Consider the following 12,789-nt stretch of genomic DNA (forward strand, 5'->3'; position numbering starts at 1 on the left):
GGGCTTATAAAAGTGCCTCTACTCTCGGTGCTGCCATTCTAAATCTCTCAAAAAATGGGCAGATTGGTACTTTGGGTAGACATAGCTATTTTTTTATTGCAGTTTGCGGAAACTCAAGGTTTATGGCAATAGCAGCATTCAGGCATCATAAAAGCCGGAGACACTGATCTTACAGCATCTCCGGCCTGTCAAGAGCAGATAACGGGAGTCGAACCCGCCTTTCCAGCTTGGGAAGCTAGCGTCATACCGATAGACTATATCTGCATATTTCTAGTATAACAGCTTTTGTAAAAAAATCAAGCGGGTGATGGGAATCGAACCCACGTATCCAGCTTGGAAGGCTGGTGTTCTACCATTGAACTACACCCGCGAACGAATGTTATCTTATCATAGAAAGTTGCAAAATGCAAGGGAAAATGTGAAAATCAAAATAAATCTATATAAATATCCATATCAGGCACGTGGGAGCCTGCCTGTCGTGGCGGGAAAGAAAAGCAGGAAGGGAGGAGGCCCGTTTTGCTTCTGCTACCTTAAATGCCCTGTCAGGATATCGACAAATTCACCGGTTGTAGGCTTGCTGAAAAGAGGGCAGGGAGAGATAGCCTGCAAAAGATTTTTGTTTCCTCTTTCCCAGCACACGGTAATAACTGTGCGCAGATCACGCTCCACACTCCCCGCGCTGGTGTGACAGATTTCTGCGATTTTAGGATATAGTAATTTGCTGATGCCGAGCAGGTAGTCCTCGTCTTCAAGGCAAAGTGAAACCGCAACGATCAAATATCTATATCCCCGATATGTAGCACCAATTCCAAGAGAACGCACAAGGTATTGAATATCTTTCATTTCAGCGATAACTATAACTCCCTTCCTGCCTGGCAGAACTCCACATTCTATATTATCGGAAAGCAGCCCGCTTCTAATTATAAACGACATTATCCGACAATCCACGATAAAACAAGACGCACAGAGAACTCTTCGGGAAAAAAGACATATACTGATCAGGAGAAGGTATAAAAGGCGGTGGATTTGTGGGAGCCTTCGGAATTGATGTGAGCAGCCTTCAGGGGAATGTGGAATGGCCGGAGGTGAAGAGAGCAGGCGTGGGCTTTGCCATGCTCCGTGCCGGGTTTGGCAGCGGCAGCATTGACGTCCAGTTCCGCAGGAACGCCCAGGAGTGTGCCAGGAATGGGATCCCCTTTGGAGCGTACTGGCTCTCCTACGCCTGCGCGCCGGAGATGGCGAGGGAGGAGGCCCGGCAGTGTCTGGAGATCATGGAAGACTACCAGGTGGCATACCCGGTGTGCATTGCCTTTGGGCAGGACTCGGTCCGGTATGTCCGGTCCCGGGGGGTGACAGTGACAAGGGAGCTGGCCACCCGGATCGTGGAGGCTTTTTGCGGGAGGGTGGAGGAAGCGGGATGCTCTGCCATGTACTATAGCGGCCCGGACTTTCTGGAGCGGATGTTTGACGGCAGGCTCCGGGAGAAGTATGCTCTCTGGTTTGCCGGGGACGCCGGGAGGGCCGGAGATGGAGACATTGCCATGTGGCAGTACAGCAGGAGAGGAAAGGTCAGCGGGATCGACGGGGACGCGGGGCTGGACCTGGCTTTCTGTGGGGAGGCGGGAACAGGGGGAGAAGCCATCGGGAGCACTATCTGAAGAAATCTTATTCGGTTTCATAATTTCTTAAGAATTTCCCCATCTGCCTCTTAAAAAATCCCTGCTATTCTTGTAATATGTAAGGGAGGTGATAAAGATGGCAAAAATATTAGTATGTGATGACGACAGAGAAATTGTGGAGGCGATCGATATATATCTGACCCAGGAGGGCTATGAAGTGCTGAAGGCCTACGACGGGCAGGAGGCGCTGGGCGTGCTGAAGGCAAACGATGTGGACCTTCTTGTGATAGATGTCATGATGCCCCGCCTGGACGGGATCCGGGCAACGCTGAAGATCCGGGAAGAGAACAATATTCCCATTATCATCCTTTCTGCAAAGTCGGAGGACGCAGATAAGATCCTCGGACTCAATGTGGGGGCGGACGACTATGTGACAAAGCCGTTTAATCCGCTGGAGCTGGTGGCCAGGGTGAAATCCCAGCTGCGCAGGTACACCCAGCTTGGGAGCACGGCAAAGGAGACAGACGCGGCAGTGTACACGACAGGCGGGCTCTCCATCAATGATGACCTCAAGGAGGTGACCGTGGACGGTGAGCCGGTGAAGCTGACACCGATCGAGTACAATATCCTGCTGCTTCTCGTGAAAAATCAGGGTAAAGTTTTCTCTATTGAACAGATTTATGAAAATATCTGGAATGAGGATGCCATCGGAGCGGACAACACAGTGGCGGTGCATATCCGGCACATCCGCGAGAAGATCGAGATCAATCCGAAGGACCCCAGGTACCTGAAGGTGGTCTGGGGCGTGGGCTATAAGGTGGAGAAGCTTTAGAAGGGAGAACATATGAATAAGTGGTATAGATCAGCTCCCGTGAAGGGAGTGCTGCTCCTGGTCCAGCATGTGCTCGTGGTCCTGGCGGTCATCAGTCTTGTGTGGCTGGCGGCCTATCCGGGCATGACCCAGGATATTTTCTCGGGGGAGACAGAGACCAGCTACGCCCGGTCAGAGGGCTTCGGACAGCAGGCATATTATGACTCCCAGAGCATACTAAACGCTCTGGCGGACAAGGAGGACCTGGAGACAGACGGACAGCTGGATGAAAATAAGCTGGTGGACATCCGGACAATATGCGACACAGGACATATTTCAGGAGAGAATCAAAACGGCCTGGCGTACACCGTCCGCGAGCTGGTGGACTGGGGAGAGAGGCTGAACAGCGGAAATCTCTCCTACAGTGACAACATGTCATCCTACGGCGGGGAGGATTCTGTCGTGGTGTGCCAGAAGCCGGACGGCACATACGAGTATTACTACTATGAGGACCTGAGGAGCCGGATCGATTCGGGAGAGCTGTTTTTCATGACAGACCCGGATACCGGGGTCACATCGGAGGACATCCTGTCCTATCTGCAGGCGGGTACCCTGTATGAGGGGGACAGCATGGGAACTGTGGTGGACCAGAACAACCAGGTGATCTACCGCACCATCTGGAACTATGACAGCTTCTGGCTGCAGGAGGGGGCCAAACCAAACGGGGCCCAGTCCATCCTGGATGTGGTGAACGATGACGAGCGCTGGAACGGAAAGCTCTACGACGCCTACTCGGACATCTACTCAGCCATCGACCTGGTGACGTCGAAAATGAGCAACTATGAGGCGGCAAGCGACACATGGGAGGAAGGAAACACCAATCTCACCTATATCTATGCGGATACCTCCTCCGGAAGGGTGAGCACAAACAGAGCGGCCTTTGCGGATTATGACAGCCTGGAGGAAAATATCCAGAAGCTGAAGGAGGAAGGCAGCTACACGGTGGTCCGCCCGGCTCTTGCCGACTTTGAGAGCAATATGAACGGCGTGGAGGGAAATGACTGGAGACATACCGTGGAGAATATGGGAACCGCGGGAGAGGATTTCGTTTACGCAGTGGGGATCAACACAGACTACCCGGTGCAGGACAGCTACTACGGGCAGAACCAGCGATATGAGAAATATGCGCCTGCCATCCAGGGAGTGATCGCCATGGGCATCCTCTCGGTGGTCGGTATCCTGGGCGTCCTCGTGTGGCTCACCATTGTGGCCGGCCGCACAAACAGGGACGGGGAGCTTCACCTGAACTTTTTTGACCGGATCAGGACAGAGCTGGCGGCGGCGCTGACCGTGGCGGCATGGTTCTTCCTTGTATACCTGGCCACCAATGTCTACGGACCTTTTGTGGGAGTTGTCTATCAGGGGGACGCGTCCTACTACTACACGGAGACCGCATTTGACATCAATGTGGCGGATGTGATGATCGTGTCCCTGATCGCGGTGCTCAGCTGTGCCATGTTCATGGTCGGTTACCTGAGCCTGGTGCGCAGGATCAAGGGAGGCACTCTCTGGAAGAACAGCATCCTGAAATGGCTGTGCGGATTTTCGCACAGGGTGGCCCGGCATATGGGCGAGGTGTGGCGCATCGTGCTGGCGCTGCTGGCAGTGCTGTTCCTCCACTTCCTCGTGCTGGAGTCCGGAGGGAGTGTATTCCTTTTTGTGCTCCTCATGTTTGCGGTGGATATCCTGGTGGCGGTCTATATGATCCAGCAGGCCATCGGAAGGAACAAGCTGGGCGCAGGCATCGAGAAGATCGCGGCCGGGGAGGTGGACTACAAGATTCCTCTGGAGGGGCTTAAGGGCGGCCAGAGAGATATTGCGGAGAAGATAAACACCATTGGGGCGGGGCTTGACGCGGCCCTGGAGGCCAGCATGAAAAATGAGAGGCTGAAGACGGACCTCATTACCAATGTGTCTCACGACATCAAGACGCCCCTCACCTCCATCATCAACTACGTGGACCTCCTGAAGAGGGAGAATTTCACAGACCCGAAGATACAGGGGTATCTGGATGTGCTGGAGGCCAAGGCCCAGAGGCTGAAGACCCTGACGGAGGACGTGGTGGAAGCGTCCAAGGTGAGCTCGGGGAATATTTCCCTGGAGTACATGAACATCAATCTGGTGGAGATGATCCAGCAGACCAGCGGGGAATTCGAGGAGAAATTCAGCGCCCGGGGACTGAAGGAGATGCTGACACTCCCGGAGGAGGAGGCCATCATCCATGTGGACGGGCGGCGCATGTGGAGAGTGCTGGAAAATATCTACAACAATGCGGCCAAATACGCCATGGAGGGCACCAGGATCTACGCGGACCTGACAGTGGATGCAAAGACCGTGACCTTTAATCTGAAAAACGTGTCTGAGCAGCCCCTGAACATTGACGCGGATGAGCTGACCGAGCGCTTTATCCGGGGGGATGTATCCCGGAGCACGGAAGGGAGCGGGCTGGGACTTTCCATTGCGAAATCCCTGACGGAGATGCAGGGAGGTACATTTACGCTCTATCTGGACGGCGATCTGTTCAAGGTGACCATCACCTTCCCAAGGGTGGCCAGGGAGAGGGCCCCGGAGGTGCGGGAGACGGCGCCGGAGCGGTAATGGCGCGGGAATGAAAAGAGAAGCAGGATAAAGAATGAACGGGGATTGGTATTTTCTGAAAAAGACCAGTCCCCATTTACTCATTTCCCATCTTGCGCTATAATATGGCTATGGAAAATTTAAGAGTAGTTTTTGAAGAAAATTTAAATACAGATTTTATCTCCGCCACCCTGAGCAGTCCAAGGACAAAGGGCGGCGCGGTCAAAGTGAAGGTGCGCCCCCTGCTGAAGAAGGGCACACTTTTCTTTCAGTTAGAGGAGTTTAAGGGGAACCAGGCGTTCCACCGGAACCTGCCGGCAGACGAGGCCTGTGCGGCCCTTCTTCTCTATATGGAAGAGATGAAGCAGCTCCAGATGGAGACGAGGCAGTCCTCCATCACGGCTCTGGTGAGCAAAAAGGGGAAGGTTACCGTGAAGAAGAAGGCCAGAAGGGAGCCGGCAAAGGAGGCGGACCTGTCCCACAACAGGCAGAAGAGATATATCCTTGAGGAGGGCGTGCCCGTGCCCTTCCTGGTGGACCTGGGGGTCATGACCGGGGAGGGGAGGGTGGTCCACGCAAAATTCGACAAGTTCCGCCAGATCAACCGCTTCCTGGAATTTATCGAAGACATCCTGCCCCGCCTTGAGGACAGGGCCCGGGGTGGCGGGGAGCTGACCATACTTGACTTCGGATGCGGGAAATCCTACCTGACCTTTGCTATGTACTACTATCTCCATGAGCTGAAGGGGTATGATATCCGTATCATCGGCCTGGACCTGAAGAGAGATGTGATCCGCCGCTGTAATGAGCTGAGTGAAAAATACGGCTATGAAAAGCTGCGGTTCCTGGAGGGGGACATTGCGGATTACACCGGCGTGGACAGGGTGGACATGGTAGTCACTCTCCACGCCTGCGACACGGCTACGGACTATGCGCTGGCAAAGGCCATAGGGTGGGACGCCAGGGTCATCCTGTCGGTGCCCTGCTGTCAGCATGAGCTGAATCGGCAGATAGAGAGCGATGTCCTGGAGCCGGTGCTGAAATACGGGCTTATCAAAGAGAGAGTGGCAGCCCTGGTGACAGACGCCCTGCGGGCCCAGTATCTGGAGCGGGAGGGCTATGAGACCCAGATACTGGAATTCATAGACATGGAGCACACGCCGAAAAATATACTGATCCGGGCTGTGAAGACCGGAAGGAAGGGGAGCAATGAGAAGAAGCTGCAGGCATGCGAGGAGGCGCTGCATGTGCGCCCCACGCTTGGGAGGCTGTTAGATACCAAGTCAGATGCGGAGCGAGGAACAGACAGATGAAGAGACGCCTGATACACGCGGGCATACTGGCCGCCGTCTTCGTCGCGGCGGTCATCGTGTTCAGCTATGTGACAAACAGAGGAAACAACAATATGACTGCGGACCTGGGGACAGCGACCCTGCCCTCGGTGTCCTTTGCCTGTCAGGGATATGAGGTGAATTATCTGACCGGCTATGTGCGGGAGATGGATGTGACTACCATGCGGGACAGCATCACCCCGGTGACAGACCAGACCCTGGAGCTGCACATCCAGACCTACGACGCGCGGGTCCAGTCCCTGGACTATGAGGTGTACACCCTGGACGGCTCCCGGCAGCTCTCCCAGGAGAGTGTGGATGATCCCCAGGAGACCGTGAGCCTTACCTTTGACGCGGAGCTTTTGACAGAGGAGCGGCTCCTCCTCCTGACCCTCCATGTGGACGGCCGGGAAATCTACTACTATACGAGGATAGCGGACGGGACGGGCTTTTCCCTTCCGGAGTGCATGAAATATATTTCCGACTACCATGTAAATGCTATGGGAAAGGTGGAGAACGTGGGTGTGGGGGCAGCCCTCGAGCCAAGCGGTGAGGAGGGGACGAGCTTTTACCATGTGACCATCAATTCCGACTATGACCATGTGTCCTGGGGAAGCCTGCAGCCCCAGGTGACGGGGACTGAGCGGTGGAAGATCACCGAGTCCAACTCTACATACACATCGGTCATCCTGGAATACCAGGTGCAGTGTGCGGGAGAGGAAAATGAGCAGGACCTGTATAGGGTGAAAGAATTTTTCCGTGTGAGGAACGCGTCCGGCACGATGTATCTCCTGGACTATGACCGGACTATGGAGCAGGTATTTGACCCCTCCCAGACGGTGCTGAGCGAGAAGGGGATCCTCCTTGGCATCACGGACCCGGAGGTGCCCTATCTTGTCAGCGAGGATGGCACCCGGGTGGCCTTTATCCAGGCGAACGAGCTCTGGTACTACAACCAGGAGGCGGATGAGATGTCCCTTCTCTTCAGTTTTATGGACTCAGAGAGCAAGGACATCCGCAATTTGACGGATGAACACGAGATCCGTCTTCTGCGCATGGATGGAAATGGGAATGTCACCTTTGCCGTCTACGGCTATATGAACCGGGGTTCTCACGAAGGGGAAGTGGGGGCGGCCATCTACTACTATCAGGCTGAGCAGAATAACATTGACGAGAAGGCGTTTATCCCCAGCAGCAAGTCCGCCGCGGTTGCCTCGGAGGAGCTGGGAAAGCTGGTCTACTACAGCGTGGACCGGGAGATGCTCTATGTGCTGGCAGGGGGCACTCTCTATGAGATCGATATGGCCAATGAAGAGCAGACAGTCCTTGCGGAGGGCCTGGAAGAAGGGCAGTACGTGACCTCGGACGACGGGCAGATGGCGGCCTACCAGACCAGCGGCACGCTGTACGAGGCTTCGGAGGTCACCGTCATGGACCTGGAGACCGGGGACAGCTACACGGTGCAGGCGGAGCAGGACGCCTCCATCCGGCCACTGGGATTTGTGAACGCGGATTTTGTGTGCGGCATGTCCAGACAGTCGGATGCGGGCCGCACAGTCTCCGGCGAGGAGGTCTATCCCATGTACAAGGTAGAGATACGCAGCAGTGCCGACAAGGTGCAGAGGACCTATCAGTCGGACAGCGACTATGTGCTGGGCGTGGAGGTGTCCGGCGGCATGATCAACCTGGAGCGGGTGGTGAAGAGCGGGGACTCATACACGCAGATAGCATCCAGCCAGATCACGAGCAATGAGGAGAAAAAGGAGAGCAACATTTCCCTCGAGTCCTATGTGACAGACCTGAAGGAGACTCAGATGAGACTGACCTTTGCGGACGGCATTCCAGACAGGGATCCCAAGGTGCTGAGGCCCAAGCAGGTGCTCTATGAGCAGGCGGCCCAGGTGGCCTTCGAGGAGACAGGAGAGGGGGATGTGTACTACGTATACGGAACGGGGCGCTTCCAGGGAACCTACGACAGGGCCGGGGACGCCATTGTAAAGGCGGACGAGGTCAGCGGCGTAGTGGTGTCCGGGGACCAGAAATATGTGTGGGAGAGAGGAAACCGGTATCTGGAATATCTCATCACGGACAGGGACGACGCGGTGAACGCTCTGCGGGAGAGACTGGCGGGGGACGCCTCCGCCGTGGACGCGGTCCGGGAGGTGCTGGGCGGCCAGATCCTGGACCTGACCGGGTGCACCACAGAAGAGATGCTGTACATTGTCAATAACAACATGCCTGTAGTGGGCGTTGTGGGGGACGGGAGCTCTGTGATCCTGATCGGCTACGACCAGTCCTATGTGACCTACATCGAGACGGCAACGGGAAACAGGACGGCGATCTCCTATGAGCAGATGGACAGCCTTCTGGCGGGAAGCGGACGCACATTTATCAGTGCATTAGAATAAGAACAGAACAAAGAGAAAGGGGCGCAGGACGTCTGTGTGTATCACATCACAGGACCGTCCTGCGCCCCTTTTTTATTTATCCGGGCAAAACAGTAGATTTATGCCGGGTCCGGCCTACATGGCAGCAGCCCTTGGAAATAAAGTGTTCCGATAGCGGTTCAGCGCATAGTAGACAATGAGTCCCAGGATGGTACAGGAAAGCACCTCTCCGATGCCTACTGTCAGCATGAGGAAGGGCAGCGGCAGGTTTACGCCGTAGGCGATCCGCAGCACCAGGGGGACGATGCCTACATTCGCGATGATGGGAGGCAGTGTGCCGATGACCGGCCTGTGGCTCCGCAGCAGCCAGGTGAAGACGGCGCCGATCAGTGTGGCCAGGCTTCCGAAGATGATGTCCGGAAGAAGGGCACCGCCCACAACATTTCCCAGCAGGCAGCCGATGAAAAGTCCCGGGATGGCCGCCGGTGTAAAGAGGGGCAGGATGGTCAGTGCCTCTGCGATCCGCACCTGGATCTCCCCGAAGGAAATAGGTGCGAAAATGTAGGTCAGCACCACGTAGATGGCAGCGATCATGGCTGCCTGTGTCATAAATGCTACATTCTTGTTCTTCATATTCAGTTCTCTCCTTTAGTTTTGTTTTACGAGTGGAAGGTCTCGAACACTCGCGCCTGAGCGGTTCCCAAAGGCCTCCGGTGGATGGCTCTGGGAACTTCCCATAACGCCGGGAATCGGCGGCAAGCCCCTGCAGCCCCTGGTTTTCACCCTGGCGTATGATGGGCCTTGCAACGGAGCATAGTATAGCATGGCAGGATGGAAAAATCAAGGAATGTCCGGGATTTGTCCGATATACCATGTAAGGCAGTGGTCCGGTACTGGTCATATCAGAGATGCAGATCCAGAACTCCTGCGGCTTCCCCTATCCGGCCGCCAGCCAGCAGATATTTTTTCAGATTCCGCTGCAGGGTGGTGCTCTCCGGCAGGTCGGCCAGGGGAATGTCCGGACGCTTGTACACCCATGTGAGGAACTGGTCGTGATCCGGAAATACTTCTGTCACCTTGTACTCACTCTGAAATGAGAGAATGCGGGAGCTCTCCGGCAGACATTCCTTCAGGGCAGGGCTCAGGAGCCAGGAGGTACAAAGAAAGGGGACGCCCTCGTATGCGGGGAAAAGCCGGGCGATAAAGTCCCGCGCTGTATCGTAGGAGCGGTGGCGGGCCTGAGGGGAGAGGTCCGCGTCCGAGGGGATGTGGACGTGGACCGCCTTCTGTCCCCTGTCCTCTGTCAGCTCAAATTCCAGCGTGCCCAGGCGGAAGAGCCGGGCGGAAAGCTGGCGCATGGTCCAGAAATCCCGGTCAAAGCCGAAGGTCCCGTAGCTTTCCAGGTGCTCGTTTATAAAGCGGGTAAAGCATTTCAGGGTCTCGATATATATATCATCGGAAATGCCAAGAGACTGATAGGAATCCCAGGTTTCCCCGCAGCACACGAGCATAAATGTGAGGACCTTCATGCCTCTGGGATCGTCTCCTATCAGTGCTTTCAGGCGTGCCAGGGCATCATCCCAGGCGGCGGGGATAAGAAGAGCCTTTAGAAGGGGGCGGGCCTGTGGGAGGAGCGCCTCAAATCCGTGACTCTGGTGAAAGCAGCGGACATGAGAGCGGCATTCCCCCGGCAGATCGATAGCGTGGCACAGCAGTTCCAGTTCAAAATCAGACAAAAAATTCATGAGCAGATACCCTCCCTTATTAATCTGGCTTTATTGTAGCACAGAAGGGAGACAGCGAAAAGCTGATTGCGTTTTGATGTATGACAGGGGAGTATTATAAGAACACTAAAAGCAAAAAATATATCCAGGAGGATTTGTAATGATGAAAGGTACAGTGAGGAACAGGGAATACAGTCTGGAGAGGTTTCAGGAATATCTGCAGGAAAGAGAGAATTCTCAGGCAACGATCGGAAAATATCTCCGGGATGTAAGAAAATTCTTTTGGTTTATGGATCAAAGAGAAGAGGTCGATAAAGAAGTCCTGATGAGCTACAAGCAGTGGCTTATAGATAATTATTCTGTCAGTAGCGTGAATTCTATGATCGCCGCGCTGAACCAGTATCTTGTATTTGCCGATATGGAGAGACTGAGACTGAAGCGCGTCAGAGTCCAGAGAATGGACATCCAGTATCTGGAAAAGGAGTTGAAAAAGGGAGAATTTCAGAGGCTGGTGAGGAAGGCCAGAGGCCAGGGGAAAGAGCAGATTGCCATGATCATGGAGACGATGTGTGCCACAGGGATACGTGTGAGCGAGTTGAAGTTTTTCCGGGTGGACAATGTAAAGAGCGGGATCGTGAAGGTGTGGAACAAGGGAAAATGCCGGCTGGTCATCCTCCCTGCGCTTCTCAGAAGCAAGCTGCTCCTCTACATCAGCCGGAATCGGATCAGAGCCGGGATCGTGTTCAGGACACGGACGGGGAGAGCGAAGGACCGTTCCAATATCTGGCGGGAGATGAAGGATATTGCGGCAGAGGCAGGAATCGGGCTGAAAAAGGTATTTCCCCACAATCTGCGCCACCTCTTTGCACGGACCTTTTATAAGGAAACAAAAAATCTTCTCAATCTGGCGGATATCCTGGGACACAGCAGTCTGGAGGTGACAAGGATCTACGCGTCGGACGGGCTGACGGCATGGAAGAAAAATCTTGAAAGGATAAAGCTGCTTGAAACAACATAACGTTAATTATGTTGTAAACAAACTGTCCATAAAAACTAAAAATAGTGAATTCTTAATAATTTTATACTACATAATTCAAAAAGTCAATAAAATCGACAATACAATACAAAATATCAATTTATTCTATACAGCATGTGCATTGCGTATATTTATTTCACACGTCCTTCTTTTAACGTCCTCAGCTCACCGATTACCTGAAAGCCCACTTATTTCAAAGGAAACCGTACTTTACAACATAATTAACGTTATGTTGTAAAACAGCTCTCGCTGTACCTGAAAGAGGAGGGGAGAGGAAGAAGAATGATGTCAGAGAAAAATAATCTGATTGGAAAAAGATTTGGGAAGCTGGTGGTCACGGAGTGTACAGGACAGACTCAGGACAGGTACAGGCTGTGGCGCTGCAGGTGTGACTGTGGAGGCGAGATCCTGGCCAACACAAAGCGGCTGAAGGCCGGCACTGTTACAAGCTGCGGCTGTGTTCCCAGGGCAACAGCCCAGCGGGGCAATGTGGCGGAGGATTTGAGCGGAAGGACCTTTGGCTATCTGACCGTGCTCAGGAGAACAGAGAACAAGGGAGGCCGCACCTGCTGGCTTTGCCGCTGCGACTGCGGAAAAGAGAAGGCGGTCCTTGCCAGGGACCTGAAGGCGGGGAAGGTGAAAAGCTGCGGCTGCCATGCCCACGATCACAGGCATAACCGGGTAGATCTGAGCGGGCAGAGGTTCGGCAGGCTGACTGCTATAGAGCCCACTGACCGGAGGGACAGGAAGGGAGCTGTATACTGGCGCTGCAAATGTGACTGCGGTAATGAGACAGAGGCGACAGAGGACGCCCTGGTACACGGAAACTGTGCAAGCTGCGGCTGTCTGAAGAGAGAAAACCAAAGAAAGATTGCCGGCAAGCTTAACCGTATTGATGGCACCTGTGTGGAGATACTGGAGAAGCGGAAGTCCCGCCGGGACAACACCAGCGGCTTCCGTGGGGTGTTTAAGCTGAAGGGAGGCAAATACCGGGTAGACATAGGCTTCAAGGGGAAGCGCTACTATCTGGGAAGCTTTTCCGACTACGGTGAGGCGGTAGCTGCCAGGCTTGAGGCAGAGCAGGCGATCCAGCGGGGATTTCTGGAGTCCTACTATGAGTGGAAGGAAAAGGCGGACCGAGATCCGGGGTGGGGCAAGACCCATCCGCTGATTTTTGAAGTGGAAAAAAAGAGTGGCGGTCTGGTCATAAACAGGCAGAGTACGTGAGAAAAAATGTGGAGACA

10 protein-coding genes and 2 tRNA genes are annotated in these 12,789 nt (G+C 54.3%); 7 read left to right on the forward strand and 5 right to left on the reverse strand.

From position 1 onward, the window contains the following. Positions 1–193 precede the first annotated feature (193 nt). From B5E62_RS12720 to B5E62_RS12730, 3 genes are all read right to left on the reverse strand, one after another. Positions 194–264: transfer RNA gene (locus B5E62_RS12720), tRNA-Gly, on the reverse strand. A gap of 35 nt (positions 265–299) precedes the next feature. Beyond that, positions 300–370, reverse strand: a tRNA-Gly gene (locus B5E62_RS12725). Positions 371–525: 155 nt separating this feature from the next. Then, positions 526–843, reverse strand: a complete 318-nt coding sequence (locus B5E62_RS12730; protein WP_191384747.1) for a sporulation initiation factor Spo0A C-terminal domain-containing protein — start codon at positions 841–843, stop codon at positions 526–528. Between the two features lie 185 nt (positions 844–1,028). On the opposite strand from B5E62_RS12730, the gene B5E62_RS12735 reads away from it, so the two are divergent. From B5E62_RS12735 to B5E62_RS12755, 5 genes are all read left to right on the forward strand, one after another. Further along, positions 1,029–1,658 (forward strand): GH25 family lysozyme, encoded by a 630-nt coding sequence (locus B5E62_RS12735; protein WP_162610308.1) that lies wholly within the window; start codon positions 1,029–1,031, stop codon positions 1,656–1,658. Positions 1,659–1,755: 97 nt separating this feature from the next. Further along, positions 1,756–2,451 carry a response regulator transcription factor gene (locus B5E62_RS12740; RefSeq protein WP_087174928.1) on the forward strand — a complete coding sequence of 232 codons (696 nt, stop codon included), beginning with the start codon at positions 1,756–1,758 and terminating at the stop codon, positions 2,449–2,451. Positions 2,452–2,463: 12 nt separating this feature from the next. Then, positions 2,464–5,088 carry a sensor histidine kinase gene (locus B5E62_RS12745; RefSeq protein WP_087174929.1) on the forward strand — a complete coding sequence of 875 codons (2,625 nt, stop codon included), beginning with the start codon at positions 2,464–2,466 and terminating at the stop codon, positions 5,086–5,088. A gap of 110 nt (positions 5,089–5,198) precedes the next feature. After that, positions 5,199–6,380 (forward strand): class I SAM-dependent methyltransferase, encoded by a 1,182-nt coding sequence (locus B5E62_RS12750; protein WP_087174970.1) that lies wholly within the window; start codon positions 5,199–5,201, stop codon positions 6,378–6,380. Further along, positions 6,377–8,806: a hypothetical protein gene (locus tag B5E62_RS12755; RefSeq protein WP_087174930.1), complete on the forward strand. Its 2,430-nt coding sequence runs from the start codon at positions 6,377–6,379 to the stop codon at positions 8,804–8,806. Before B5E62_RS12750 ends, B5E62_RS12755 begins: the two co-directional genes overlap by 4 nt. 114 nt (positions 8,807–8,920) lie before the next feature. Here the strand turns inward: B5E62_RS12755 and B5E62_RS12760 are convergent, their stop codons facing one another. After that, the gene (locus tag B5E62_RS12760) at positions 8,921–9,418 is read right to left on the reverse strand and encodes a QueT transporter family protein (RefSeq protein WP_087174931.1); all 498 of its coding nucleotides are present in this window, start codon (positions 9,416–9,418) and stop codon (positions 8,921–8,923) included. A 269-nt stretch (positions 9,419–9,687) separates the two neighbouring features. Next, positions 9,688–10,530, reverse strand: a complete 843-nt coding sequence (locus B5E62_RS12765) for an acyltransferase domain-containing protein (RefSeq protein ID WP_087174932.1) — start codon at positions 10,528–10,530, stop codon at positions 9,688–9,690. A 139-nt stretch (positions 10,531–10,669) separates the two neighbouring features. On the opposite strand from B5E62_RS12765, the gene B5E62_RS12770 reads away from it, so the two are divergent. Together B5E62_RS12770 and B5E62_RS17080 are read left to right on the forward strand one after the other, a co-directional pair. After that, on the forward strand, positions 10,670–11,527 hold the full coding sequence (locus tag B5E62_RS12770; RefSeq protein ID WP_242957912.1) for a tyrosine-type recombinase/integrase: 858 nt from the start codon (positions 10,670–10,672) through the stop codon (positions 11,525–11,527). A 303-nt stretch (positions 11,528–11,830) separates the two neighbouring features. Further along, a complete protein-coding gene (locus tag B5E62_RS17080) occupies positions 11,831–12,772 on the forward strand; it encodes a transcriptional regulator (RefSeq protein WP_242957914.1) in 942 nt (313 codons plus the stop codon). Positions 12,773–12,789: the final 17 nt, after the last annotated feature.

It is taken from the genome of Lachnoclostridium sp. An118 (assembly GCF_002160985.1).
In the GTDB taxonomy this organism is placed as follows: Bacteria; Bacillota; Clostridia; order Lachnospirales; family Lachnospiraceae; genus Claveliimonas; species Claveliimonas stercoravium.